The organism is Pseudomonas sp. EL_65y_Pfl2_R96 (assembly GCF_963970905.1).
GTDB lineage: Bacteria > Pseudomonadota > Gammaproteobacteria > Pseudomonadales > Pseudomonadaceae > Aquipseudomonas.
In genome coordinates this window covers 93,479-119,396 of record NZ_CAXAQH010000020.1, presented here as the reverse complement: position 1 = coordinate 119,396, position 25,918 = coordinate 93,479, and the positions used below count along the sequence as shown (strand labels likewise).

At 60.1% G+C, this 25,918-nt stretch carries 20 protein-coding genes and 2 pseudogenes; 16 read left to right on the top strand and 6 right to left on the bottom strand.

The window, feature by feature from the left end; genetic code table 11:
- Positions 1 to 1,321, bottom strand: a 1,321-nt coding sequence (gene arcD, locus AACY49_RS19975) for an arginine-ornithine antiporter (protein ID WP_339525912.1), incomplete at its 3' end; no start/stop codon positions are given.
- A 501-nt stretch (positions 1,322 to 1,822) separates the two neighbouring features.
- Between arcD (AACY49_RS19975) and arcD (AACY49_RS19970) the strand changes: the two are divergent.
- A pseudogene (gene arcD / locus AACY49_RS19970) lies at positions 1,823 to 3,207 on the top strand (arginine-ornithine antiporter).
- A 96-nt stretch (positions 3,208 to 3,303) separates the two neighbouring features.
- Here the strand turns inward: arcD (AACY49_RS19970) and AACY49_RS19965 are convergent.
- The 3 genes from AACY49_RS19965 to gap all read right to left on the bottom strand — a co-directional run bounded on the left by AACY49_RS19965 (position 3,304) and on the right by gap (position 6,528).
- A complete protein-coding gene (locus AACY49_RS19965) occupies positions 3,304 to 4,650 on the bottom strand; it encodes a CoA transferase (RefSeq protein WP_339525911.1) in 1,347 nt (448 codons plus the stop codon).
- A gap of 210 nt (positions 4,651 to 4,860) precedes the next feature.
- Complete coding sequence (locus AACY49_RS19960) at positions 4,861 to 5,325, bottom strand: methylglyoxal synthase (protein WP_007903352.1); 465 nt, start codon at positions 5,323 to 5,325, stop codon at positions 4,861 to 4,863.
- 201 nt (positions 5,326 to 5,526) lie between these two features.
- Complete coding sequence (gene gap / locus AACY49_RS19955) at positions 5,527 to 6,528, bottom strand: type I glyceraldehyde-3-phosphate dehydrogenase (protein WP_339525910.1); 1,002 nt, start codon at positions 6,526 to 6,528, stop codon at positions 5,527 to 5,529.
- A gap of 219 nt (positions 6,529 to 6,747) precedes the next feature.
- Between gap and edd the strand changes: the two genes are divergently transcribed.
- From edd to AACY49_RS19900, 11 genes are all read left to right on the top strand, one after another.
- Positions 6,748 to 8,574: a phosphogluconate dehydratase gene (edd, locus tag AACY49_RS19950; RefSeq protein ID WP_019651699.1), complete on the top strand. Its 1,827-nt coding sequence runs from the start codon at positions 6,748 to 6,750 to the stop codon at positions 8,572 to 8,574.
- Complete coding sequence (locus AACY49_RS19945; RefSeq protein ID WP_339525908.1) at positions 8,571 to 9,521, top strand: glucokinase; 951 nt, start codon at positions 8,571 to 8,573, stop codon at positions 9,519 to 9,521. Before edd ends, AACY49_RS19945 begins: the two co-directional genes overlap by 4 nt.
- 156 nt (positions 9,522 to 9,677) lie before the next feature.
- Positions 9,678 to 10,409 carry a response regulator gene (locus AACY49_RS19940; protein WP_258699425.1) on the top strand — a complete coding sequence of 244 codons (732 nt, stop codon included), beginning with the start codon at positions 9,678 to 9,680 and terminating at the stop codon, positions 10,407 to 10,409.
- Between the two features lie 31 nt (positions 10,410 to 10,440).
- On the top strand, positions 10,441 to 11,868 hold the full coding sequence (locus AACY49_RS19935) for an ATP-binding protein (protein ID WP_445262652.1): 1,428 nt from the start codon (positions 10,441 to 10,443) through the stop codon (positions 11,866 to 11,868).
- A gap of 228 nt (positions 11,869 to 12,096) precedes the next feature.
- Positions 12,097 to 13,356: a D-mannose isomerase gene (locus AACY49_RS19930; protein WP_339525906.1), complete on the top strand. Its 1,260-nt coding sequence runs from the start codon at positions 12,097 to 12,099 to the stop codon at positions 13,354 to 13,356.
- A gap of 117 nt (positions 13,357 to 13,473) precedes the next feature.
- On the top strand, positions 13,474 to 14,781 hold the full coding sequence (locus AACY49_RS19925; RefSeq protein ID WP_339525903.1) for an ABC transporter substrate-binding protein: 1,308 nt from the start codon (positions 13,474 to 13,476) through the stop codon (positions 14,779 to 14,781).
- A 184-nt stretch (positions 14,782 to 14,965) separates the two neighbouring features.
- Positions 14,966 to 15,874 (top strand): carbohydrate ABC transporter permease, encoded by a 909-nt coding sequence (locus AACY49_RS19920; protein ID WP_007902369.1) that lies wholly within the window; start codon positions 14,966 to 14,968, stop codon positions 15,872 to 15,874.
- A complete protein-coding gene (locus tag AACY49_RS19915; RefSeq protein ID WP_102616685.1) occupies positions 15,867 to 16,712 on the top strand; it encodes a carbohydrate ABC transporter permease in 846 nt (281 codons plus the stop codon). Before AACY49_RS19920 ends, AACY49_RS19915 begins: the two co-directional genes overlap by 8 nt.
- A 3-nt stretch (positions 16,713 to 16,715) precedes the next feature.
- On the top strand, positions 16,716 to 17,876 hold the full coding sequence (locus tag AACY49_RS19910; RefSeq protein WP_258699428.1) for an ABC transporter ATP-binding protein: 1,161 nt from the start codon (positions 16,716 to 16,718) through the stop codon (positions 17,874 to 17,876).
- A gap of 220 nt (positions 17,877 to 18,096) precedes the next feature.
- A complete protein-coding gene (locus AACY49_RS19905; RefSeq protein ID WP_258699429.1) occupies positions 18,097 to 19,443 on the top strand; it encodes a carbohydrate porin in 1,347 nt (448 codons plus the stop codon).
- Positions 19,444 to 19,559: 116 nt separating this feature from the next.
- The gene (locus tag AACY49_RS19900) at positions 19,560 to 20,459 is read left to right on the top strand and encodes a D-hexose-6-phosphate mutarotase (protein WP_258699430.1); all 900 of its coding nucleotides are present in this window, start codon (positions 19,560 to 19,562) and stop codon (positions 20,457 to 20,459) included.
- A gap of 56 nt (positions 20,460 to 20,515) precedes the next feature.
- Here AACY49_RS19900 and AACY49_RS19895 read toward each other — a convergent pair whose 3' ends face one another.
- Positions 20,516 to 21,376: a MurR/RpiR family transcriptional regulator gene (locus AACY49_RS19895; protein WP_258622787.1), complete on the bottom strand. Its 861-nt coding sequence runs from the start codon at positions 21,374 to 21,376 to the stop codon at positions 20,516 to 20,518.
- A gap of 227 nt (positions 21,377 to 21,603) precedes the next feature.
- On the opposite strand from AACY49_RS19895, the gene zwf reads away from it, so the two are divergent.
- The 4 genes from zwf to AACY49_RS19875 all read left to right on the top strand — a co-directional run bounded on the left by zwf (position 21,604) and on the right by AACY49_RS19875 (position 25,462).
- Positions 21,604 to 23,073: a glucose-6-phosphate dehydrogenase gene (zwf, locus tag AACY49_RS19890; protein WP_258699431.1), complete on the top strand. Its 1,470-nt coding sequence runs from the start codon at positions 21,604 to 21,606 to the stop codon at positions 23,071 to 23,073.
- Positions 23,060 to 23,773, top strand: coding sequence for a 6-phosphogluconolactonase (gene pgl / locus AACY49_RS19885; RefSeq protein WP_258699432.1), 714 nt, complete (start codon positions 23,060 to 23,062; stop codon positions 23,771 to 23,773). The genes zwf and pgl overlap by 14 nt, the downstream gene beginning before the upstream one ends.
- A 17-nt stretch (positions 23,774 to 23,790) precedes the next feature.
- On the top strand, positions 23,791 to 24,456 hold the full coding sequence (locus AACY49_RS19880) for a bifunctional 4-hydroxy-2-oxoglutarate aldolase/2-dehydro-3-deoxy-phosphogluconate aldolase (RefSeq protein ID WP_258699433.1): 666 nt from the start codon (positions 23,791 to 23,793) through the stop codon (positions 24,454 to 24,456).
- Between the two features lie 280 nt (positions 24,457 to 24,736).
- The gene (locus AACY49_RS19875) at positions 24,737 to 25,462 is read left to right on the top strand and encodes an intradiol ring-cleavage dioxygenase (RefSeq protein WP_339525895.1); all 726 of its coding nucleotides are present in this window, start codon (positions 24,737 to 24,739) and stop codon (positions 25,460 to 25,462) included.
- Positions 25,463 to 25,464: 2 nt separating this feature from the next.
- On the opposite strand, the pseudogene AACY49_RS19870 reads toward AACY49_RS19875, so the two are convergent.
- Positions 25,465 to 25,918, bottom strand: a pseudogene (locus AACY49_RS19870) (hypothetical protein).

Genomic DNA, 25,918 nt, shown 5'->3' with positions numbered 1-25,918 from the left:
CTTCAAGCTTGGCTTTGGCGAACAGGATCACGCCGGGCGCATAGAGCAGGGCGGAGAGCAGCAGGTATTTGACGCCGCCGGCATAGATCAGCCAGACCGCGTAGATCAATGCGACGGCGCCGATGAATAGGTCTTTCCTGCGCTCGGCCACGGCGTTTTCATAACTCTCGCCGCGCACCGCCAGCAGCAGTGCGTAAGCCGCCGACCACAAGTAAGGCACCAGAATCATCGAGGTGGCGAGGTAGATCAGCGACAGGTAAGTACTGGCCGAAAACAGCGTGATGATCAGAAACAGCTGCACCATCGCGTTGGTCAGCCACAGCGCGTTGGCCGGTACAAGGTTGGCGTTTTCGCGGCGCAAAAAGGCCGGCATGGTGTGGTCCTTGGCGGCAGCGAACATGATCTCTGCACACAACAACACCCATGACAGCAGAGCACCGAGCAACGAGATGATCAGGCCGACGCTGATCAGCACTGCGCCCCAATGACCGACTACATGTTCCAGCACCGCGGCCATGGACGGGTTCTGCAGTTTCGCCAATTCGGGTTGAGTCATGATCCCGAGCGACAGCACGTTCACCAGCACCAGGAACAGCAGCACGGTGATGAAACCGATGACGGTGGCTTTACCGACGTCGCTGCGTTTTTCCGCTCGGGCCGAGAAGATGCTCGCGCCTTCGATGCCGATGAACACCCAGACGGTGACCAGCATCATCTTGCGCACCTGGTTCATCACGCTGCCCAGGTCAGGGTTTTTCAGGCCCCAGATGTCGGCAGTGAAGATGTCCAGTTTGAACGCGAAAATCGCGATCAAGACAAACAGCAGCAGCGGTACGATTTTGGCGACGGTGGTCACCAGGTTGATGAACGCCGCTTCCTTGATTCCGCGCAATACCAGGAAGTGCACACCCCAGAGCAGCAAGGACGCGCCGATCACGGCAGCAACCGTGTTGCCTTCGCCGAAGATCGGAAAGAAGTAACCGAGGGTGCTGAACAATAGAACGAAGTAACCAACGTTACCCAGCCAGGCACTGATCCAGTAACCCCAGGCGGACGAGAAACCCATGTAGTCGCCGAAACCGGCCTTGGCGTAGGCGTAAACACCGCCGTCCAGATCAGGTTTTCGATTAGCGAGGGTCTGGAACACGAAGGCCAGCGTCAACATGCCCACCGCGGTAATTGCCCAACCGATAAGAACGGCACCGACGTCAGCACTGGCGGCCATATTCTGGGGCAAGGAAAAAATCCCGCCACCAATCATCGAGCCGACAACCAGTGCAACCAGTGCACCGAGTTTCAGTTTTCCGGGGGATTCAGACATTGCATGACTCCAGTGCAGGAGAAGAGAGAAAACAGGTTAGTTTCGTTCGCTGTTCAATCATCTGATTTAGATCAATGCATGATCACATTCCATTGTTAATTAAAGACTTAAGAGTCTTTGGCAGGCATAAGGCTAATGCCCGGAAAGCCATTTCCAGAGGCCTCGGTTAAAAGTGAAAGAAATAAAGCCTATCAGTTGAGATTTAGACGCTAGTTTGTTTTTTTGTTTTGGCAAGTATTGGTCGTTGATTTAGCGGTGATCTGGACTTATTAGGATCTACCAACAAAACTGCTATTTACGTGTCGCTCCAATAGCGTGATCAGTTATAAATAAAGGCAGAATTGGCGTTAATGGGTAAACGTTATTAGGCTTTATCTATTTAGTTAAAAACCGACTATGTGAGGGGCTCGCGGCAATAGTGCGGCGGGAAAATGGAGACGCGCGAATGAACCGACGCAAAAGCTACGGCTGAGTGCGCTGATCGCTTTGGTGGTGGGATCGATGATTGGCGGTGGGATTTTTTCTTTACCGCAAAACATGGCGGCGCGTGCCGATGCCGGGGCGATATTGATTGGTTGGGCGATCACTGCCGTGGGCATGCTGACCCTGGCCTTCGTCTTTCAGACACTGGCCAATCGCAAGCCGGAACTGGACTCCGGGGTGTACGCCTACGCCAAGGCCGGTTTCGGCGATTACATGGGGTTCTCGTCTGCCTGGGGATACTGGATCAGCGCCTGGCTGGGCAATGTCGGTTATTTCGTGCTGCTGTTCAGCACCCTCGGTTATTTCTTTCCGGTCTTCGGTCAGGGCAACACACCCATCGCCATCGCCATCGCCATCGCCATCGGCTGCGCGTCGGTGCTGCTGTGGACCGTGCATTTTCTGGTGCTGCGCGGAATCAAGGAGGCGGCGTTCATCAACCAACTGACCACCGTGGCCAAGATCGTGCCGCTGATCATGTTCATCGTCATCGCCGCCGTGGCCTTCAAGGCGGACATCTTCACCCGGGACATCTGGGGCCGCAGCAACCCGAATTTTGGCGGCGTGATGGACCCGGTGCGCAACATGATGCTGGTCACGGTGTTCGTGTTTATCGGCATCGAAGGCGCCAGCGTGTATTCGGCGAGGGCGCAGAAACGTTCGGACGTGGGCCGGGCGACGGTCATCGGTTTTATCGGTGTGTTGGCGCTGCTGGTGCTGGTGAACGTGTTATCCCTCGGGATCATGAGCCAACCGGAATTGGCCACGTTGCAGAACCCGTCGCTGGCCGCGGTGCTGGAGCACGTGGTCGGTCATTGGGGCGCGGTGCTGATAAGCGTCGGCTTGGCGGTTTCGCTGCTGGGGGCGTTGTTATCGTGGGCGCTGCTGTGCGCCGAAATCCTCTTCGCCACGGTCAGGGACAAGACCATGCCGGCGTTCCTGCAAAAGGAAAACGCCAACCATGTGCCGGTCAATGCGCTATGGCTGACTAATGTGATGATCCAGATTTTTCTGCTGATCACGCTGTTTTCCGCCGGCACTTACACCAGCCTGATTTACCTCGCCTCATCGATGATTCTGGTGCCGTATTTGTGGTCGGCGGCGTATGCGGTGTTGTTGAGCGGGCGAGGGGAGACCTATGAGCATGCTTCGGCCGAGCGTACGAAAGACTTGCTGATCGGCGGCATTGCCCTGTGTTACGCAGTTTGGTTGTTATATGCCGGCGGCGTGAAATACCTGCTGCTCTCGGCGTTGTTGTATGCACCGGGGGGGATTCTGTTTGCCAAGGCCAAGGGGAGCAGGGCGAGCCCTTGTTTGCCCATGTCGAGAAGGGGATTTTCAGCTGTGTGGTTGCCGGGGCGGGGTTGGCGGCGTACGGGTTGTACAGCGGGTTACTGTCGTTGTGATCCGCTGTCTGCGGTGACTGTTCGGGCCTCTTCGCGAGCAGGTATAGCGTGATCCCTGTGGGAGCGAGCCTGCTCGCGAATGCTATCTGATGGTCATCACCACTGCGCGCGATGGGCACCCAACTCCCCGGCCGGCAGCGCCCACTGCAGCGGTGTCCCGGTGATTTTCAGTGGCACCTGCAGCCGATGGGCCGGCCCCCAAGGTGTCTGCTCAACCAACATCCCTTGATCGTTGTCATCCTCTGCCCGCAACGGCTCATTTGTCCCGGCGCCATGCTCGATCAATAACTTCGCCGTCCGTGCCAGCGACAAACGCGCTGAACCACCGCGTCCGCTACTCAATCGCTCGGCCAGTAACTTGATCACACTGGCTGCCATCAAATACCCAGTGGCGTGGTCGAGGGCCTGAACCGGTAGCGGTGTCGGTTTGTCCGCGCGTTTCCACTGCATGCCGGCTTCAGCAATCCCGCTGCTCATCTGCACCAGGCTGTCGAAGCCGCGCCGGTTCTGCCAGGGGCCGCGCCAGCCGTAAGCGTTAAGGCAAACGTCGATCAGCCCGGGGGCCAGTGCCTGGCGTTGGGCGATGTCGTAACCCAAGTGTTCCAATGCATCGGAACGGTAGCCGTGGAGCAGAATGTCGGCCTCCTTGAGCAGGCTTTCGAACACGGCTCGATCAGTCTTGTCGTGCAGATCCAGGCGCGCGCAACGTTTGCCCAAAGTGACTTCCGGCACCACGCCCGGTTCGTTCCAGGTCGGTGGGTCGATGCGCAAAACATCGGCGCCGAGGCCTGCGAGAAAACGGCTGGCAATGGGCCCCGCGAGCACGCGCGTAAGGTCCAGCACCTTGATTCCGGCCAGCGGTTGCGCCACTGAACCCTGCCACGGTTTGGGGGGGTGGCTGTCGTCGGCGCTGAACTGAATCAGCGGTTCTGCGTTCACAGCCTGACCTTGCGGGTGGGCCTGCCATTGCGCCCAGCTGCGCATTTCGGCCGCGCAGCCACCAGCATCAACTACGGCCTGTTCCAGATCACTTTTCGCCCATTGAGCTACTTTGCTCGCCATCGCGGCGCGGTCGACACAGGCACCGAGTACTGATTCGGCGGCGATGCGGTGATGGGGCGCGTTGGTGTGCAGGCGGATCCAGCCATCCTTGGTCGCATAGTCGCCGGCGACCGGATCCCACAGCGGTGGAACACTCCAGCGCACAGGACGGATCGACGTTGCGAACCAGAACGATGCCAGGCGGCGGTCGACTTCAAGGGTAGGCAAACGGCCGGTGTGTTGTTGCAGCAATTCACTGACAGCCTGGCCGGCGGCGGCAATGCTCGCACAGGCCAGATCAGTCACGGCAAACGCCGAGGGCAGGGCGCCGTTCGAGGTGAATGGAATTGGCGTGTGAGGCAAGCCGAGTGCGGCTTGAATGGACGTGAGTAAATCAGTCATCGAAGGCCCTCCGGAGCGAGAGCCCGAGCATAGTTCAAAAAACTGGCGGACTGGATGAAATCCTGTGGGAGCGAGCCTGCTCGCGATAGCGGTCTTTCAGTCGACATCCATGGTGAATGTCAGTCCGTCATCGTCGGAACGCCGCCCGGAGCAGGCTCGCTCCCACAGGGGATTTGTGTCGGAAGGCTATCGAGAGTGATTCCGTGCGCTTTACCCGCGCCCCAGCAGATAGGTCGCGTAATCCGGGATGCGGTGTTCGTGAGCCTGATCCATCAACGGACTGCTGAGCAGGTAGTCGGCGCTGCATTCATTGCAGGCCACCGGGATGTTCCACACCGCCGCGACCCGTAGCAGCGCCTTGATGTCCGGGTCGTGGGGTTGCGGTTCGAACGGGTCCCAGAAGAACACCAGCATGTCGACCCGCTGCTCGGCAATTCGCGCGCCGAGTTGCTGATCGCCGCCCAGCGGACCGCTGATCATGCTTTCCACCGGCAGGTCGAGGCGTTGTTGCAACAACAACCCCGTGGTGCCGGTGGCGACCAGTTCATGCTGCGCGAGTTTGTCTTTCTGCCGCTCGGCCCAGTCCAGCAAAAACACTTTGCAATGGTCATGGGCGACCAGGGCGATACGCTTGCGCGCTGCCAGGGTCTTTTGCGTAAAGCTGATACCGATCATCGCTTGCTGCTCCAGACGAAAATGCGCCTGCGACGACGCATTTTTTGACGTTGCCAATACCCGTAGGAGCTGCCGCAGGCTGCGATCTTGTGATTTTGATCTTCTCGGAATCGCTGAAAATCAAGATCAAAAGATCGCAGCCTTCGGCAGCTCCTACGGGGCCGCGTCCAACAAAGAATGAGGCGTCGTGCGCCCCATCATTTATTCGGCGTTGCAGAGCGCCAGGCAGTTATCGAGCATGCGGTTGGAGAAGCCCCACTCGTTGTCGTACCAGGCCAGCACTTTGAGCAGCTTGCCGCTGGACTTGGTGTGGTTGGCATCGAAGATCGACGACAGCGGGTTGTGGTTGAAGTCGCTGGAAACCAGCGGCAGGGTGTTGTAACCCAGAATCTTCGAGTGCTGGCTGGCTTGTTTGAGCATCGCGTTGACTTCATCGGCCGATGCTTCACGCTTGAGCTGCACGGTCAGGTCCACCAGCGACACATTGATCACCGGAACACGCACCGCCATGCCGGTCAGTTTGCCCGCCAGTTCCGGCAGCACCAGGCCCACCGCTTCAGCGGCGCCGGTCTTGCTCGGGATCATGTTCTGGGTGGCGGAGCGGGCGCGGTACGGGTCGGTGTGGTAGACGTCGGTCAGGTTCTGGTCGTTGGTGTAGGCGTGGATAGTGGTCATCAGACCGCTTTCGATGCCCAGTTCGCGGTGCAGCACCTGGGCCACCGGGGCCAGGCAGTTGGTGGTGCACGAAGCGTTGGAAATGATTTGGTGGGATTGACGCAGAACGTCGTGGTTAACCCCATAAACCACAGTGGCGTCGGCGCCTTTGGCCGGGGCCGAGATAATCACTTTGCGCGCGCCGGCCGTAATATGCGCGGCGGCTTTGGCACGGTCGGTGAACAGACCGGTGCATTCGAACACGACGTCGACCTTCTCCGCGGCCCAGGGCAGTTCGGCCGGGTTGCGAATGGCGCTGACCGAAATGCGATCGCCGTTGACGGTCAGGCTTTCCTGATCGTGCTGGACATCGGCATCGAATGTGCCGTGAACGGTGTCGTACTTGAGCAGGTGAGCATTCATAGAGCTGTCGCCCAGATCGTTGATCGCTACGATCTGCAGATCCTGACGATAGCCTTGGGTATACAGTGCGCGCAGGACATTACGGCCGATACGGCCAAAACCATTGATTGCGATTCGAAGAGTCATTTACAGCGCCGCCGTCGATTTGTTGTTGGAATTACAAGATTATTCGCAAAAAAATAGAAAACAAGCCTTTTTAGTGGCAATATTTTGTTTTATCTACAACGAGTGACCTGAATCAACTGGTCCGAATGATCAAGAAAACCGTCTGTCGTCCCAATCACAGCGGTGTTTGATCAGCATAGACAATCAGGTCGCCACATCCGTTAGCCTGGAGTTCTACACATGCATCCCCGCGTCCTTGAGGTCACCGAACGGCTTATCGCCCGCAGCCGCGCCACGCGTGAGGCTTACCTTGCATTGATTCGCGGCGCGGCCAGCGACGGCCCGATGCGCGGCAAGCTGCAATGCGCCAACTTCGCCCATGGCGTGGCCGGGTGTGGCAGCGACGACAAGCACAGCCTGCGGATGATGAACTCCGCCAACATCGCGATTGTTTCGTCATATAACGACATGCTCTCGGCGCACCAGCCGTACGAAGTCTTTCCTGAACAGATCAAAAAAGCCCTGCGCGAAATCGGCTCCGTCGGCCAGTTCGCCGGTGGCACCCCGGCGATGTGCGATGGCGTGACCCAGGGCGAACCGGGCATGGAACTGAGCCTGCCGAGCCGTGAAGTGATCGCGTTGTCCACCGCCGTGGCGCTGTCCCACAACATGTTCGATGGCGCGCTGATGCTCGGCATCTGCGACAAGATCGTGCCGGGCCTGATGATGGGCGCGTTGCGCTTCGGTCATCTGCCGATGATCTTCGTACCGGGCGGGCCGATGGTGTCGGGCATCTCCAACAAGCAGAAAGCCGATGTGCGCCAGCGCTACGCCGAAGGCAAGGCGACCCGCGAAGAGTTGCTGGAATCGGAGATGAAGTCCTACCACAGCCCCGGCACCTGCACTTTCTACGGCACCGCCAACACCAACCAGTTGCTGATGGAAGTCATGGGCCTGCACTTGCCGGGCGCCTCGTTCGTCAACCCGAACACCCCGTTGCGCGATGCCCTGACCCGCGAAGCGGCGCATCAGGTCACCCGCCTGACCAAGCAGAATGGCAACTTCCTGCCGATCGGCGAAATCGTCGACGAGCGTTCGCTGGTCAACTCCATCGTGGCCCTGCACGCCACCGGCGGCTCGACCAACCACACCCTGCACATGCCGGCCATCGCCATGGCCGCGGGCATCCAGTTGACCTGGCAGGACATGGCCGACCTCTCCGAGGTGGTGCCGACCCTGAGCCACGTGTACCCGAACGGCAAAGCCGACATCAACCACTTCCAGGCAGCGGGCGGCATGTCGTTCCTGATCCGCGAACTGCTGGAAGCCGGCCTGCTCCACGAAAACGTCAACACCGTGCTCGGCCATGGCCTGAGCCGCTATACCCAGGAACCGTTCCTCGAAAACGGCGAGCTGGTCTGGCGCGAAGGCCCGATCGAAAGCCTCGACGAAAACATTCTGCGTCCGGTGGCTCGCGCATTCTCGCCAGAAGGCGGTTTGCGCGTGATGGAAGGCAACCTCGGCCGTGGCGTGATGAAAGTCTCGGCGGTCGCGCTGGAAAACCAGGTCGTCGAAGCACCGGCCATGGTGTTCCAGGATCAACAGGACCTGGCCGATGCGTTCAAGGCCGGTTTGCTGGAGAAGGATTTTGTCGCCGTGATGCGCTTCCAGGGCCCGCGCTCCAATGGCATGCCGGAACTGCACAAGATGACGCCGTTCCTCGGTGTGCTGCAGGATCGTGGCTTCAAAGTCGCACTGGTGACTGACGGGCGCATGTCCGGCGCCTCGGGGAAAATACCGGCGGCGATCCATGTCAGCCCCGAAGCTTATGTGGGTGGCGCTTTGGCGCGGGTGCGTGAGGGCGATATCATCCGCGTCGATGGCGTCAAAGGCACCCTGGAGCTTAAGGTGGACGCCGAAGAATTCGCAGCGCGCGAACCGGCCAAAGGCCTGTTGGGCAACAACATCGGCACCGGTCGCGAACTGTTTGGTTTCATGCGCATGGCCTTCAGCTCCGCAGAGCAAGGCGCCAGCGCCTTTACTTCTGCCCTGGAGACGCTTAATTGAAACTGGCTTTGGTCGGTGACATCGGTGGGACCAACGCACGTTTCGCGTTGTGGAAAAACCAGCAGCTGGAATCGGTCCAGGTGCTGGCGACGGCAGACCACGCCAGCCCGGAGGAAGCGATTGCGCTTTACCTGAGCGGGCTGGGCCTGGCGCCGGGTTCGATCGGTTCGGTGTGCCTGTCGGTGGCAGGCCCTGTGAGCGGCGATGAATTCAAGTTCACCAACAACCATTGGCGGCTCAGTCGCAAGGGTTTCTGCACGACCTTGCAGGTGGATCAACTGCTGTTGGTCAACGACTTCTCGGCCATGGCCCTGGGCATGACCCGTTTGCAGCCGGGCGAGTTTCGGGTGGTCTGCGAAGGCAAGCCCGAGCCGTTGCGGCCGGCGGTGGTGATCGGCCCGGGCACGGGCCTGGGCGTCGGCACGTTGCTCGATCTGGGCGAGGGCCGTTTTGCCCCGCTGCCGGGGGAGGGCGGTCACGTCGATCTGCCGCTGAGCAGTCCGCGGGAAACCCAGTTGTGGCAGCACATCTTCAATGAAATCGGCCATGTCAGCGCTGAAACGGCGTTGAGCGGCAGTGGTTTGCCGCGGGTCTACCGGGCGATCTGCGCGGTGGACGGGCACACGCCTGTGCTCGACACGCCTGAGGCGATCACGGCGGCCGGGTTGGCGGGCGATCCGATTGCCCTGGAAGTGCTTGAGCAGTTCTGCTGCTGGCTGGGGCGCGTGGCGGGCAACAATGTGCTGACCACGGGGGCACGCGGCGGCGTGTACATCGTTGGCGGGGTGATTCCACGGTTTGCCGATTTCTTCATCGAAAGCGGTTTCGCCCGCTGCTTCGCCGACAAGGGCTGCATGAGCGATTATTTCAAAGGTATTCCGGTGTGGCTGGTGACAGCGCCATATTCCGGGTTGGTGGGCGCGGGTGTGGCGCTGGATCAGGCTTAGACCGAGTCGACTTCATCGCGGGCAAGCCCGCTCCCACAGGATCACCTGAATCCTTGTGGGAGCGGGCTTGCCCGCGATGGCGCCCGAACAGGCAACAAATTTCCAAGGTTCATCAGGCATAATCCTACCTAACACAAACAACAAGGACGCCTTCCCGTGAGCTCAGTCAACAAGTCGATTTTGTTGGTCGATGACGATCAAGAGATACGCGAGTTGCTGGACACCTACCTGACCCGTGCCGGTTTCCAGGTCCGCACCACGCCCGATGGCGCAGGCTTTCGTCATGCCCTGAACGAGGCGCCGAGCGATCTGGTGATCCTCGACGTGATGCTGCCGGACGAAGACGGTTTCAGCCTCTGCCGCTGGATCCGCCAGCACCCGCGCCAGGCCCATGTACCGATCATCATGCTCACTGCCAGTTCCGACGAGGCCGACCGCGTCATCGGCCTGGAACTGGGTGCCGACGACTACCTCGGCAAACCCTTCAGCCCCCGTGAATTGCAGGCGCGCATCAAAGCCTTGTTGCGCCGCGCACAGTTCGGTCAGGAGCGTTCCGGCGGTGAAGTGCTGGCCTTCGACGACTGGCGGCTGGACATGGTCAGCCATCGGCTGTTCCACACCGACGGCGAGGAAGTGATTCTCTCCGGCGCCGATTTCGCGCTGCTGAAACTGTTCCTCGACCACCCGCAGGAAATCCTCGATCGCGACACCATCGGCAACGCCACCCGTGGCCGCGATTTGATGCCGCTCGATCGTATCGTCGACATGGCGGTCAGCCGTTTGCGTCAGCGCCTGCGCGACACCGAAAAACCGCCACGGCTGATCCGGACCGTGCGTGGCAGTGGCTACCAACTGGCAGCCAGCGTGGTTGCCGGCAATGGTCACTGAGTTCCTGCGCAAGCTCGCCGGGCGCGTGCCGGTGCCGCGCTCACTGCTCGGGCGCATGTTACTGCTGACCCTGCTGGCGGTGCTGTTCGCTCAGACGCTGTCGAGTGTGATCTGGGTCTCGCAACTGCGCGCCACCCAGCTCGAGGGCCTGGTCACCAGCGCCCGCAGCCTGGCCCATTCGATGACGGCCAGCGTCAGTTATTTCCGCTCATTGCCGGTGGCGTTCAGGCCGTTGGTGCTCGACCAGTTGCGCAGCATGGGCGGCACCCGGTTCGTGGTGACGCTCAACGACAAACCCTTGGGCATGGAAGTGCTGCCAATCACCCCGCGCAAAGAGGCGGTGCTCAAAGCGGTGGACGAAGTGCTGCGCCAGTCGCTGGGCCAGGACACCGACATCTCGGTGACCTTCGTCAGCCCCGAAGACCTGCGGATTTTCAACGGCGGCTTGAAGCTCGATGAGTTGCCGCGCTCCTGGGCGCATTACGCGTTGACTCTGGAGCCGGTGAACCCGCCGGTGCTGGTCACGCAAATCCAGATGGCGCCGGGCGAATGGCTGTACATCGCCTCGCTGTTGCCCGAGCCCTACACCAGTCTTGAAGAGCAAGGCCTGCCGGCGCAGCAGGTCTGGTTCATCGTGCTCACCAGCGGTTTCTTGCTGCTGTTCATCGGCCTCCTCGTGCACTGGCAGAGCCGACCACTCAAGCGATTGGCGCGGGCGGCACGGGACATGTCTCTTGGCGCCGAGGTCGAACCGGTGGCCGAGGGCGGCGGCAGTGAAGTGGTGGAAGTGGGCCGCGCCTTCAACGCGATGCGCGAGCGTATCAGCCGTTACCTGACCGAACGCAGCCAGTTGTTCAGCGCGATTTCCCATGACTTGCGCACGCCGATTACCCGGTTGCGATTGCGGGTGGAATTGCTTGAAGACGAAAAGCTGCAGGCCAAGTTCGGTCGTGATCTGGATGAGTTGGAGTTGCTGGTCAAAGGCGCGCTGCAATGCGTGAAAGACACCGACATCCACGAGAATATCGAGCCGGTGGACCTCAATCATGTGCTCGACTGTCTGGTGGAACCGTATCTGGCGCCCAACGGCAATGGCCGCGTGACCCAGCAGGGGCGGGCGCTGGCGCCGTATCCGGGCAAGCCGCTGGCGCTCAAGCGCTGCATCGGTAACCTGATCGACAACGCCTTGAAGTACGGGCAGAACGCGCATCTACACATCGATGATGACGAGAGCGCGTTTGTCCTGCATGTCGACGATGAAGGGCCGGGCGTACCGGAGCAACGGCTGGAACAGGTGTTCGAGCCGCACTTCCGCTTGGCCGGCCAGCAGCAGGGCTATGGTCTGGGGCTGGGGATTGCGCGCAACATTGCCCATAGCCATGGCGGTGAAGTCAGCCTGCAAAACCTGCGTGAAGGCGGGTTGCGGGTGACACTGCAGTTGCCGCGTAGTGTTGATTAGGAAGACCGCGTTATCGTTCATCGCGGGCAAGCCCGCTCCCACATTGGATTTGTGTACGACGCAGAACCCCTGTGGGAGCGGGCTTGCCCGCGATGGCGTCAGATCATTCAACACATGCCTGAAGGCTAATGTCACAACTCGGTGACATAACTCGCCCCCTTCGTTACCTGCCCATCACCGACCGTTGTTTAGACTGGTCTCCGTCATAACAACAAAAAAAGGTACCGCATGGACACCTTCCAACCCGCCTTCAGCAGTTGGCTGAACGCGCCTGCCCATCAGCAATGGCTCGCCGCCGAAGGCCTGCGCCTGTTGGCGTTTGCCAAGGCTTCAAAGCTTGCCGAAGGCTTCGGCAACCTCGACGATCAGGGCCGCCTCCCGGCCAACGCGCAAGCCGAAACCATGAACACCGCGCGCATGACCCACAGCTTCGCCATGGCCCACATCCAGGGCCTGCCGGGTTTTGCCGAGCTGGTGGATCACGGCATCAAAGCCCTCAGTGGGCCGCTGCGTGATGCCGAACACGGAGGCTGGTTCGCCACGCCCGAACACCGTGACGGCAATACCGGCAAAGCCGCTTATCTGCATGCCTTCGTGGCGTTGGCTGCGAGCTCTGCGGTGGTCGCTCAACGTCCCGGCGCGCAAGCCTTGCTCGACGACGCGATCCACATAATCGATAGCCGTTTCTGGAGCGAAGAGGAGGGTGCCATGCGCGAATCCTTCAACCGCGACTGGAGCGTCGTGGAAGCCTATCGCGGTGCCAACAGCAACATGCACGCCACCGAAGCCTTCCTCGCTCTGGCCGATGTCACCGAGGACAACCGCTGGCTGATTCGCGCCCAGCGCATTGTCGAACGTGTCATTCACGATCACGCCGCGGCCAATGATTACCTGGTGGTCGAGCATTTTGACCGCGACTGGCAGCCGCTGCGCGACTACAACCGCGACAATCCGGCCGACGGTTTCCGCCCTTACGGCACCACGCCGGGCCATGGTTTCGAATGGGCGCGGCTGTTGCTGCACCTTGAAGCCGCGCGGGCACAGGCCGGGATGCTCACGCCGGGCTGGCTCGCCACCGATGCGCAAAAACTCTTCGAGCACAATTGCCGTCACGGTTGGGACGTCGACGGTGCTCCGGGCATCGTCTACACCCTCGACTGGGACAATCGCGCGGTGGTTCGCCATCGTTTGCACTGGACTCATTGCGAAGCCAGCGCCGCCGCCAGTGCGCTGCTCAAACGCACCGGTGACGAGCAATACGAGCACTGGTACCGACTGTTCTGGGAATTTTGTGACAGTCATTTTATCGACCGCTGCGATGGCAGCTGGCATCACGAGCTCGACCCGCTGAACCGTCCGAGTGCTGATATCTGGGCCGGAAAACCCGACCTGTATCACGCCTGGCAAGCTGTATTGATCCCGCGCCTGCCGCTGGCGCCAAGCATGGCCACTGCGCTGGCGCAATTGTCCCAGAGCGTTGCTGTGTAACCATATGGTGACATTCGCGCGTCCCTTCGTTACCTGCGAAGGGGTATCCCCTGTTTAGAATCCTATGCAGCGCAAGCACCAGACTTGCATGCATAACAACAAGAAAGGTACTACTAGATGAATGCGATCTCTCGCCTCGCTACTGTCATTTCTCTCGCTTCGCTGCTTCCCGTTGCTGCATTCCCGCTCAGTGCCCTTGCCGCCGATGCCAAAGGTTCGGTGGAGGTCGTTCACTGGTGGACGTCTGGTGGTGAAAAAGCAGCGGTCGATGTGCTCAAGGCTCAAGTCGAAAAAGACGGCTTCACCTGGAAAGACGGCGCAGTCGCCGGCGGCGGCGGTTCCACGGCCATGACCGTACTCAAAAGCCGCGCCGTGGCCGGTAACCCGCCAGGCGTTGCCCAGATCAAGGGTCCGGACATCCAGGAGTGGGGCAGCACTGGCCTGCTCAGCACCGATGCCCTGAAAGACGTTTCCAAATCGGAAAACTGGGACAGCCTGCTGATCAAGAAAGTCTCCGATACCGTGAAATATGAAGGCGATTACGTCGCCGTGCCGGTGAACATTCACCGCGTCAACTGGCTGTGGATCAACCCGGAAGTCTTCAAGAAAGCCGGGATCGACAAAGCGCCGACCACCCTCGCAGAATTCTATGCCGCTGGCGACAAGCTCAAGGCTGCCGGCTTCATCGCGCTCGCTCACGGCGGCCAGCCTTGGCAGGACAGCACCGTGTTCGAAGACGTGGTGCTCTCGGTCATGGGGGCTGACGGTTACAAGAAAGCTCTGGTCGACCTGGACCAGAAAACCCTCTCCGGGCCAGAGATGGCCAAGGCCTTCACCGAGCTGAAAAAAGTCACCGGCTACATGGACCCGAACCGCGCCGGTCGTGACTGGAACATCGCTGCCGCCGACGTCATCAACGGCAAGGCCGGGATGCAGATGATGGGCGACTGGGCCAAGAGCGAATGGACCGCCGCGAAGAAAGTAGCGGGCAAGGACTACCAGTGCGTGCCGTTCCCGGGCACCGAAAAAGCCTTCACCTACAACATCGACTCGATGGCCGTGTTCAAGCTCAAAGCCGATCGCAAAGGCGACATCGCCGCCCAGCAAGACCTGGCCAAGGTCGCTCTGGGCAAAGACTTCCAGAAAGTCTTCAGCATCAACAAAGGCTCGATCCCGGTGCGTACCGACATGCTTAACGACATGAGCGCGCTGGGCTTCGATTCTTGCGCTCAAGCGTCCGCCAAGGATTTCCTGGCTGACGAGAAGACCGGCGGCCTGCAACCGAGCATGGCGCACAACATGGCCACGTCCCTGGCCGTGCAGGGCGCGATCTTCGATGTGGTGACCAACTTCATGAACGACAAGAACGCTGACCCGGCCAAGGCCAGCGCGCAACTGGCATCGGCTGTCAAAGCCGCCCAGTAACTCCTGACACAAACTGATCCTGCGTGGAATGAGATTGTGTGGGAGCGGGCTTGCCCGCGATGCAGGCGACTCGGTTTAACTTCGAACCGTGTTGATGGCATCGCAGGCAAGCCAGCTCCCACAGGGTCCTGCTCCCACAAGGGATCGCTGTGTCGGTTCATTCCTCTTCACCTGGATTATCCCGATGAGCTCTGTGGCGGTTTTCAGCAAAGCCTCACCGTTCGACGCACTGCAGCGCTGGCTCCCCAAGCTGGTTTTGGCGCCAAGCATGCTGATCGTCCTGGTTGGTTTTTACGGTTACATCATCTGGACATTCGTACTGTCCTTCACCAACTCCAGCTTCATGCCGAGCTACAAGTGGGTCGGCCTGCAGCAATACATTCGGCTGATGGACAACGATCGCTGGTGGGTCGCGAGCAAGAACCTCGCGGTGTTCGGCGGCATGTTCATCGGCATCAGCCTGGTGCTGGGCGTTTTCCTCGCCGTGCTGCTGGATCAGCGCATTCGCAAGGAAGGCTTCATCCGCACCGTTTACCTGTACCCGATGGCGCTCTCGATGATCGTTACCGGTACCGCATGGAAATGGCTGCTCAACCCAGGTCTTGGTCTGGACAAGATGCTGCGTGACTGGGGCTGGGAAGGCTTCCGTCTCGACTGGCTGGTGGATCAGGATCGCGTGGTGTATTGCCTGGTGATCGCCGCCGTATGGCAAGCCTCCGGGTTTGTGATGGCGATGTTCCTGGCCGGCCTGCGTGGTGTCGATCAGTCGATCATCCGCGCGGCGCAAGTCGACGGTGCGAGCCTGCCGACCATCTACCTGAAGATCGTGTTGCCGAGCCTGCGCCCGGTGTTCTTCAGCGCCTTCATGATCCTGGCGCACATCGCGATCAAGAGCTTCGACCTGGTGGCGGCGATGACCGCGGGCGGTCCCGGTTACTCATCCGACCTGCCGGCGATGTTCATGTACTCCTTCACTTTCAGCCGTGGCCAGATGGGCATTGGTTCGGCGAGCGCCATGATGATGCTCGGCGCGATCCTGGCGATTCTGGTGCCGTACCTGTACTCCGAATTGCGAGGCAAACGCCATGAGTAATCAACTTGGCAAACCAGGTATCAGCTTCAGCCGCATCGCCATTTATGCAACCCTGTTGCTGGCCGCGGCGATCTATTTGGTCCCGTTGGTGGTGATGCTGCTGACCAGTTTCAAATCGCCGGAAGACATCCGCACCGGCAACCTGTTGAGCTGGCCGCAAGTGATTGATGGCATCGGCTGGATCAAGGCCTGGGACAGTGTCGGCAGCTACTTCTGGAACTCGGTGAAAATCACCGTGCCGGCGGTACTGATCTCTACGTTCATCGGTGCCATGAACGGTTACGTATTGTCGATGTGGCGCTTCCGTGGTTCGCAACTGTTCTTCGGTCTGTTGTTGTTCGGCTGCTTCCTGCCGTTCCAGACCGTGTTGCTGCCAGCCTCGTTCACCCTCGGCAAGATCGGCCTGGCCAACACCACCACCGGCCTGGTGCTGGTGCACGTGGTCTACGGCCTGGCGTTCACCACGCTGTTCTTCCGCAACTACTACGTGAGCATTCCGGATGCGCTGGTCAAGGCGGCGCGGCTGGATGGCGCGGGCTTCTTCACGATTTTCTGGAAGATCCTGCTGCCGATGTCGATCCCGATCGTGATGGTCTGCCTGATCTGGCAGTTCACGCAAATCTGGAATGACTTCCTGTTCGGCGTGGTCTTCGCCAGTGGCGATGCCCAGCCGATTACCGTGGCCCTGAACAACCTGGTCAACACCAGCACCGGGGCCAAGGAATACAACGTTGATATGGCCGCCGCGATGATCGCCGGGCTGCCGACACTGCTGGTCTACATATTCGCTGGCAAGTATTTCCTGCGTGGGCTGACGTCCGGCGCGGTCAAGGGGTAGAACATGGCAACTCTCGAATTACGCAACGTCAACAAGACCTACGGTGCCGGTTTGCCGGACACCCTGAAAAACATCGAACTGAAGATCGATGACGGTGAATTCCTGATCCTGGTCGGTCCATCGGGCTGTGGCAAATCCACCTTGATGAACTGCATCGCCGGACTTGAAAACATCAGCGGCGGGGCGATCCTGGTGGACGACGCCGACATCAGTGGCATGAGCCCGAAAGATCGGGACATCGCCATGGTGTTCCAGTCCTACGCGCTGTACCCGACCATGAGCGTGCGCGACAACATCGCGTTCGGCCTGAAGATTCGCAAAATGCCCACCGCCGAAATCGACGAAGAAGTCGCTCGCGTGGCCAAGCTGCTGCAAATCGAACACCTGCTCAATCGCAAGCCGGGTCAGCTCTCCGGTGGTCAGCAACAACGCGTGGCCATGGGCCGGGCGCTGGCACGGCGGCCGAAGATTTACCTGTTCGACGAACCGCTGTCCAACCTCGACGCCAAGCTGCGGGTCGAGATGCGCACCGAAATGAAACTGATGCACCAGCGCCTGAAAACCACCACGGTCTACGTGACTCACGACCAGATCGAAGCCATGACCCTGGGCGACAAGGTTGCGGTGATGAAGGACGGGATCATTCAGCAGTTCGGCACGCCGAAAGACATCTACAACAACCCGGCCAACCTGTTCGTGGCGAGCTTCATCGGTTCGCCGCCGATGAACTTTATCCCTTTGCGTTTGCAGCGCAAGGAAGGTCGGTTGGTAGCGCTGCTCGACAGCGGTCAGGCGCGCTGTGAATTGCCGTTGGGCATGCAGGACGCCGGGCTCGAAGACCGCGAAGTGATCCTCGGCATGCGCCCGGAGCAGATCGTGCTGGCGAACGGCGAGCCGAACGGATTGCCGACCATTCGCGCCGAAGTGCAGGTCACCGAGCCGACCGGTCCCGACACCCTGGTGTTCGTCAACCTCAACGACACCAAGGTCTGCTGCCGTCTGGCACCGGACGTCGCGCCGGCCGTGGGTGAGACCCTGACTCTGCAATTCGATCCATCGAAAGTGCTGCTGTTCGATGCCAAGACCGGTGAGCGTCTGGGTGTAGCGGGCCTGCCAAAGACCGAGGCCCACAGTGCCAACGTGGCGCAGTTCAAAGGCCGCTGAAGATCAAGTGTGGGAACGGGACTATGTGGGAGCGGGCTTGCCCGCGATGCAGGCGACTCGGTTCAACGTTGAATCGAGTTGATGCCATCGCAGGCAAGCCAGCTCCCACACAACCCCGCTCCCATTGGGGGATATGTGGCGGGTGCACGCCATCCGTCGCAATCGATGTAAACCGCGTTAGATAAAAACAGTTAATAAAAATAAAGACGAGGATGTAGGGATGAAGAAGAAGAACAACGCTCAGCTTATCTGCCAATTGTCGGCTGTTGCGGCGATGATGCTGGCCGGCAGCGTGCACGCGGCTGACGCGTTCAGCGCCGATTCCAAGTGGATGACGGGGGACTGGGGTGGCGAGCGGACCAAGCTGATCGAGCAAGGTATCGACATCAAGGCCGACTATGTCGGTGAAGTGGGCGGCAACCTGCATGGCGGCTACAACGACGACAAGACGGCACGTTACGCCGACCAGTTTGGTTTGGGCGTGGCGCTGGACCTGCAAAAGCTGTGGGGCTGGGATAACACCCAGGCCAAGATCCAGTTCACCAACCGTAACGGTCAGAACATCTCCAATGACCGCGTCGGCGACCCGCGTGCTGGCACCTTGAGTTCCTCGCAGGAAGTCTACGGCCGTGGCCACATGGTCCGTCTGACCCAGTTGTGGGTCCAGCACCAGTTCCTCGACGGTAAACTGGACGTCAAAGCCGGTTACTTCGGCGAAGGCGAAGACTTCAACACCTTCCCTTGCGAGTTCCAGAACCTGGCGTTCTGCGGTTCCCAGGCGGGTAACTGGGCGACCGGTATCTGGTACAACTGGCCGGTCATGCAGGCGGCGCTTCGCGTGAAGTACAACATCACGCCTGAGTTCTATGCGCAGATCGGCGCATACAACCAGAACCCGTCGCAACTTGAGCACGGTAACGGCTTCAAGCTCAGCGGCAGTGGTACCAAGGGCACCGTCTTGCCGGTTGAACTGGTCTGGTCACCGAAGGTCAACAACCTGCCGGGCGAATACCGTGTCGGTTACTACAAGAGCACTGCCGACGCCAATGATGTCCGTGAAGACGACAACGGCAACGATGCAGCGACCACCGGCAACGCCTATCGCAGCCACAACAGCAAGCACGGCTACTGGTTCGTGGCGCAGCAACAACTCACCAGCCACAACGGTGATGCTTCACGCGGTCTGAACATCGCGGCCAACGCTACCTTCCACGACAAGGACACCAACTTCGTCGACAACTACCAGTCGCTGATGTTTGTTTACAAGGGCCCGTTTGATGCTCGTCCAAAAGACGACGTCGGGATCGGTTTCTCTCGTATCCATGTCAACGATGACGTGAAGAAAAACGCCGAGTTGGTCAACGCCGCCAATGGTGTCACCGACTACAACGATCCGCTGTTCGCGCCACTGCGCAGCACCGAGTACAACTACGAGATCAACTACGGTTTCCACGTTACCAACTGGTTGACGGTACGTCCTAACCTGCAATACATCACTCACCCAGGTGGTGTGGATGAAGTTGATAACGCGCTGGTGGCCGGCCTGAAAATTCAGTCGGTGTTCTAACGCTGTTGCGATAAGCTCCTCTCTATGTGCGCATTTTTGCGGACGGCCATGGCTGTCCGCTTTTTTTTGGGGGTGGCGCACCCTCGGGTGACAGATGATTTTCAGGACCGTGGCACATGCTTGAGCATCCGCTACAACGCTTCTTCAAATCCTTGCGCGAACGTCCGGTGTTTGCGTGGGAGCGCTATCAGATGCGCGATGTGCTGGTGATTGACCATCCGCTGTGTCAAGCGGTGTTCAGTCGTCAGGGCGCGCAGTTGTTGCACTTCCAGCCAAAGGGGCAGAAACCCTGGCTGTGGTGCGCGGCGAAATGGCCTCATGTCGGTGCGATTCGCGGCGGCGTGCCGGTGTGCTGGCCTTGGTACGGCCGCCATCCAAGCGAAAACGCCTGGCCGTCCCATGGCTGGGCGCGCCTGCTCGACTGGAAACTGCTCGACAGCACCAGTGATGACGATGGCGTGCACCTGCACTGGCAGTTACAGCTATGCGACTGGCAAGTGGACTTGCACGCGCACCTGGGCGAGCGCATGGATTTGCACCTGAGCACCGAGCATCAGGACGACATGCCGTGCCAGTTGAGCCAGGCGTTGCACGCCTATTGGCGTATTGGCGACGTGGGTGAGGTAGCGCTGTCCGGGCTCGACGGCGCGCAAGGCTACGACCAGTTGAATCGTCAGGTTTGCCAGCAGGAAGGTGAGTTGCGGGTCGATGGCGGGTGTCAGCGAGTGTTCCAGCATGACGGCGAATTACAGCTCAAGGACCACGCCTGGCAGCGGCAATTGTGCATCGACACCGGTGACCATGCGGACACGGTGGTCTGGCATCCGGGCTCGCGGCCGCTGTTGGGGGTGAGCTGGAACGAGGTTTTAGAGTTCGTCTGTGTGGAAGCGGCCAGCGGCGGCACCGACAGCCTGTGCCTGGCACCGGGGGAGCGGGCACATTTGAGTTTGCAGGCGAGGGTGATCGTTCCCACGCTCGGCGTGGGAATGCCTCAAGGGACGCTCCGCGTCCAGTGACGCGGAGCGTCACGGGCTGCGTTCCCACGCGGGAGCGTGGGAACGATCATGGTGGGTTAATTAAACTCATCCCCAATCGGATACCGACTGGCATTGAGGCTTTCCTTGATCTTGCGTAAATGCGGCTGGAAATCCACGCCCCGGCGCAGGGTCATGCCGGTGGCGAGCACATCGAGCACGGTCAGTTGAATGATCCGCGAGGTCATCGGCATGTAGATGTCGGTGTCTTCCGGCAGTGGAATGTTCAGGCTCAAGGTACTGGCCTTGGCCAGCGGCGAGCCCTCGGCCGTCAGGCCCAGTACCGAAGCGCCGTTTTCCCGGGCGATGCGCGCCACTTCCACCAGTTCGCGGGTGCGGCCGGTGTAGGAAATGATTACGAACAACTCACCGGTGTGGGCCACCGAGGCAATCATGCGTTGCATCAGCACATCGGCATGCGCAGTGACCGCGAGGTTGAAGCGGAAGAACTTGTGCTGCGCATCCAGCGCCACCGGGGCCGAGGCGCCGAGGCCGAAGAAGTGGATTTGTCGCGCCTGGATCAACAGGTCGACGGCGCGGCTGATCAGGTTCGGGTCCAGGGCCTGGCAGGCGCTGTCCAGGGACGCGATGGCGCTGCCAAAGATTTTTTGGGTGTAGGCTTCCGGATTGTCGTCGGCTTCCACCGCACGGCTGACATACGCCGCGCCACTGGCCAGGCTCTGTGCCAGTTGCAGTTTCAGTTCCGGGTAGCCGCTGACACCGAACGAGCGGCAGAAACGGTTGACCGTCGGCTCGCTGACCTTTGAAGCCTGGGCGAGGGCGGCGATGCTGAACCGGGTGGCTTGCTGCGGGTTGAGCAGGATCACTTCGGCGACTTTGCGTTCTGCCTTGTTCAGGTCTTCAAGGCGATTCTGGATCTGTTCCAGTAAATTTCGCACGCGGTCCATATGGGGTTCCTAGATTCACCTGCGCAAACAAGCGCTCGGCTATGCAAATTGGGCCTTTGATACGGCCTGTAACGGTGGCCTATCCTACTGATGGCTCCGACCGACCACCACTCGGAATCTATATTTTGCGAAAATGTTGTGGTTATTACTACATTTTCCCTTGAGTGATGCCTTGAAAAAAGGTATTTGTAGCTTAACTTGATAAAAGAACAAACATCATGCCTTCGATTACGGTTGAACCGTGCACCTTTGCCTTGTTCGGCGCTCTCGGCGATCTCGCCCTGCGCAAGCTGTTTCCTGCCCTTTATCAACTCGATGGCGCCGGCCTGCTTCATGAGGATACGCGCATTATCGCGCTGGCCCGTGAACCCGGCAGCGAGCAACAGCATCTGGCATTCATTGCCACCGAGCTGCGCCGCTACGTAGGCGCCAAAGAGCTGGATGAAGCTGTACTCGAGCGCTTCCTGGCCCGTTTGAGCTACTTGCACGTCGACTTCCTCAAGGCTGACGATTACGTCGCCCTGGCCGAGCAGGCCGGCAGCGCCCAGCGGATGATTGCCTACTTCGCCACGCCGGCGGCGGTTTACGGCGCCATTTGCGAGAACCTGTCGAAGGTCGGCCTGACCGAAAACACCCGCGTGGTGCTGGAAAAGCCCATCGGCTCGGACCTGGAGTCCTCGCGCAAGGTCAACGACGCCGTGGCGCAGTTCTTCCCGGAGAACCGCACCTACCGCATCGACCACTACCTGGGTAAAGAGACCGTACAAAACCTGATCGCCCTGCGTTTCGCCAACAGCCTGTTCGAAACCCAGTGGAACCAGAATTACATCTCCCACGTGGAAATCACCGTGGCCGAGCAGGTCGGTATCGAAGGCCGCTGGGGTTACTTCGACAAGGCCGGCCAGCTGCGGGACATGATCCAGAATCACCTGCTGCAACTGCTCTGCCTGATCGCCATGGACCCGCCGGCCGACCTGTCCGCCGACAGCATCCGCGACGAGAAAGTCAAAGTGCTCAAGGCGCTGGCGCCGATCAGCCCGGAAGGCCTGACCACTCAGGTGGTGCGCGGCCAGTACATCGCCGGCCACAGCGAAGGCAAATCGGTGCCGGGGTATCTGGAGGAGCCTAATTCCAACACCCAGAGCGACACCGAGACCTTCGTCGCCCTGCGTGCCGACATTCGCAACTGGCGCTGGGCCGGCGTGCCGTTTTACCTGCGCACCGGCAAACGCATGCCGCAGAAGCTGTCGCAGATCGTCATCCACTTCAAGGAGCCGTCGCACTACATCTTCGCTCCCGAACAGCGCTTGCAGATCAGCAACAAGCTGATCATCCGCCTGCAACCGGATGAAGGCATTTCCTTGCGCGTGATGACCAAAGAACAAGGCCTGGACAAGGGCATGCAGCTGCGCAGCGGTCCGTTGCAGCTGAATTTTTCCGACACCTGGCGTAGCGCGCGGATTCCCGATGCCTACGAGCGGTTGTTGCTGGAAGTGATGCGTGGCAATCAGAACCTGTTTGTCCGTAAAGATGAAATCGAAGCCGCGTGGAAGTGGTGTGACCAGTTGATCGCCGGGTGGAAAAAATCCGGTGATGCGCCCAAGCCGTACGCGGCCGGGTCCTGGGGGCCGATGAGCTCCATTGCACTGATCACGCGGGACGGGAGGTCGTGGTATGGCGATATCTGAATTGAAGCTGCCTCAGGGCGTCAGCGCCCATGAGTTCAAAAGCCCGGTGCTGTTGGCCGAAGGCCTGGCATTGACGGTAGCCAGACAACTGAGCGACGCGATTGCCGCACAAGGCGCCGCGACGCTGGTGGTGTCCGGTGGACGCAGCCCGGTGGCGTTTTTCCAGCATCTGGCCAAGCAGGCGCTGGACTGGTCGAAGGTGGTGGTCAGCCTGGCTGACGAGCGCTGGGTGCCGGTAGAGCATGCCGACAGCAATGCCGGCCTGCTCAAGCGTTACCTGTTGCAAGGCCCGGCGGCCAAGGCCCAGTTCCTGAGCCTCTACAGTGCCACCGCCAACCTGGAGCAGGCCGCCGAGCAGGCTGATCGCTTGCTCGCCGAATTGCCGCCGATCGACGTGCTGGTGCTGGGCATGGGCGATGACGGTCACACCGCGTCGCTGTTCCCCAACAGCCCGAACCTGGCCGACGCCTTGAAAATCGACGGCAGCCGTCGCTGCTGGCCGATGCTGGCGCCGACCGTGCCGCATCAGCGCCTGACCATGAGTCGTGCGCTGCTGGCTTCGGCCAAGCACACCGTTCTATCGATTTCCGGTCAGTCCAAACTGACCACCCTGAGTGCCGCACTGGCCGGTGACGATGTCGCCGCCATGCCGATTCGGGCGTTTCTGCAACCTACGTTAGAGATTTACTGGTGCCCATGAACCAAGGATCAGCCGCTATGACAAACACATCCCCGACCGTTTCCATGGCGGACAAAGTTGCCCTGATCGACAGCCTCTGCGCCAGGGCGCGGATCCTGCCGGTGATCACCATCGCTCGTGAACAGGACGTGCTGCCGTTGGCCGACGCCCTGGCGGCCGGTGGCCTGACGGCGCTGGAAGTGACCCTGCGTTCGCAGTTCGGCCTCAAGGCGATCCAGATCTTGCGCGCGCAGCGTCCAGAGCTGGTGACCGGCGCCGGCACCGTGCTCGATCGCAGCATGTTGGTCGCTGCCGAAGCGGCCGGTTCGCAGTTCATCGTGACGCCGGGCATCACCCGTGATCTGCTCGAAGCCAGTGTCGACAGCCCGATCCCGCTGTTGCCGGGCATCAGCAATGCCTCCGGCATCATGGAAGGCTATAGCCTGGGTTATCGCCGCTTCAAGCTGTTCCCGGCGGAAGTCAGCGGCGGCGTCGCGGCTATCAAGGCCCTGGGCGGCCCGTTCGGCGAAGTTAAATTCTGCCCGACCGGCGGCGTCAGCCCGGCCAACATCAAGAGCTACATGGCGTTGAAAAACGTGATGTGCGTGGGCGGTAGCTGGATGCTTGACCCCGAGTGGATCAAGAACGGCGACTGGGCCCGCATCCAGGAGTGCACCGCCGAGGCGTTGGCTCTGCTGGACTGATTGAACGGATTTACCAAACACTTCGTTGTGTGTTCTACGGCTTTACGGTGCGCTTGGTCGGTGCACCGTTTTTTTTTGCCTGAAATAAAACCCCTGTGGGAGTGGGCTTGCTCGCGAAGGGGCCGTCACATTCAATGCAGATGTTGACTGTCAGACCGCTTTCGCGAGCAAGTCGGATCGCCGCACCGCCGCTTCCACAGGACATCATGCGATACATAGTTACCGCATCTCGCCGCACGTCCAGCGTTAACCTGCGTTCATCTTATGGAAAGAGAACGTCATGGACGACAACACTGCGATTTCATCCCCTTCACCGGTTTATCAACTGTCGCCCGAACAGGTCGCCGGTCCGTATTTTCGAAATCCAAAACTGATCAGACGAAACATCAGCGAAGGCATGGATGGCATTCCCTTGGTGTTGCGGCTGACGATCGTCGATGCCATGACCGGTCAACCGGTCACGGGGGCCGTGGTCGATATCTGGCATTGCAACGCACGCGGGGCGTATTCGGGCTGGAGCAAGGTCAACCCGGATAAGGAAGTCGATGTGGGTGATATCGGGTCGATCCCGCGCACCGACGACGATACCTATCTGCGCGGTGGGCAATTCTCGGACAGAAAGGGCATCGTGAGGTTTACCACGATTTATCCGGGGTTCTATGCCAGCCGCGCTCTGCACATTCACGTCGCGGTACGAATCACTGCCGGCAACAACTATCTGGAAGAGCGGCATGTCGCCTGGGTCGGCCAGCTGTACTTTCCCGAGGTGGTGTCGAGGTCGGTCCTCAATGCCAGAGAGTACAGCGGCCGCGTGGTATCACCGCTGAGCAACGATGAAGATTTTCACTATAAACACCATGGCGGCGAAGCCTCGACCCTGAACATTCACACCATCGGTCGAGACTCGAATGAGGATGGCTTTTTCGGGCACATCACCATCGGTGTCGACACGTTTGCGCTGTCATCGCAGATCAAACCCGAGGACTTCGACAAGTACACCGTGTGACGTCAGCGCAATTCGCTCAGCGCCCGGGCCAGCACATCCATGTCGGCTGCTGTGGTGGTGAGCCCCGGTGTAATGCGAATGCACGGGCCACTCGCCGCGCCGCTGCGCGCCACGGTAAACAGGTTGTAGTCGTTGAGCAGGCGCTCGACCATCGCCTGTTGGTCGGCATGCCGGGTAAAGCGCATCGAGGTGATGCCGCAATACAGGCGTGGGTCATCCGGGGTCCAGCTGCGTGCGAATCTCGACGCTTTCGCCCTGTTCGAAGCGCTGGCGCACATGCACCGAGTTGCCGCGGTTGATGAGTTCGATGTTGCGCTGATACTCCTCGACCACAGTGCGTGACATGCGCCCGAAGTAACCGTTCTCCAGGTTCAGGGGGCCGGGTTCGACAGCGTAGCGATCGGCAAAGGTCTGCCAAAAGACTTCATCACGGGCACGGCGGGTGTTATCGGGCAT

What these genes read in the sequence shown, in the direction of transcription:
- zwf (WP_258699431.1), top strand. Translation starts at nt 21,604, where the DNA reads ATGCCTTCGATTACGGTTGAACCGTGCACCTTTGCCTTGTTCGGCGCT.
- AACY49_RS19905 (WP_258699429.1), top strand. Translation starts at nt 18,097, where the DNA reads ATGAAGAAGAAGAACAACGCTCAGCTTATCTGCCAATTGTCGGCTGTT.
- AACY49_RS19880 (WP_258699433.1), top strand. Translation starts at nt 23,791, where the DNA reads ATGACAAACACATCCCCGACCGTTTCCATGGCGGACAAAGTTGCCCTG.
- AACY49_RS19875 (WP_339525895.1), top strand. Translation starts at nt 24,737, where the DNA reads ATGGACGACAACACTGCGATTTCATCCCCTTCACCGGTTTATCAACTG.
- AACY49_RS19965 (WP_339525911.1), bottom strand. Translation starts at nt 4,650, where the DNA reads ATGACTGATTTACTCACGTCCATTCAAGCCGCACTCGGCTTGCCTCAC.
- edd (WP_019651699.1), top strand. Translation starts at nt 6,748, where the DNA reads ATGCATCCCCGCGTCCTTGAGGTCACCGAACGGCTTATCGCCCGCAGC.
- AACY49_RS19925 (WP_339525903.1), top strand. Translation starts at nt 13,474, where the DNA reads ATGAATGCGATCTCTCGCCTCGCTACTGTCATTTCTCTCGCTTCGCTG.
- AACY49_RS19920 (WP_007902369.1), top strand. Translation starts at nt 14,966, where the DNA reads ATGAGCTCTGTGGCGGTTTTCAGCAAAGCCTCACCGTTCGACGCACTG.
- gap (WP_339525910.1), bottom strand. Translation starts at nt 6,528, where the DNA reads ATGACTCTTCGAATCGCAATCAATGGTTTTGGCCGTATCGGCCGTAAT.
- AACY49_RS19960 (WP_007903352.1), bottom strand. Translation starts at nt 5,325, where the DNA reads ATGATCGGTATCAGCTTTACGCAAAAGACCCTGGCAGCGCGCAAGCGT.
- pgl (WP_258699432.1), top strand. Translation starts at nt 23,060, where the DNA reads ATGGCGATATCTGAATTGAAGCTGCCTCAGGGCGTCAGCGCCCATGAG.
- AACY49_RS19910 (WP_258699428.1), top strand. Translation starts at nt 16,716, where the DNA reads ATGGCAACTCTCGAATTACGCAACGTCAACAAGACCTACGGTGCCGGT.
- AACY49_RS19930 (WP_339525906.1), top strand. Translation starts at nt 12,097, where the DNA reads ATGGACACCTTCCAACCCGCCTTCAGCAGTTGGCTGAACGCGCCTGCC.
- AACY49_RS19915 (WP_102616685.1), top strand. Translation starts at nt 15,867, where the DNA reads ATGAGTAATCAACTTGGCAAACCAGGTATCAGCTTCAGCCGCATCGCC.
- AACY49_RS19900 (WP_258699430.1), top strand. Translation starts at nt 19,560, where the DNA reads ATGCTTGAGCATCCGCTACAACGCTTCTTCAAATCCTTGCGCGAACGT.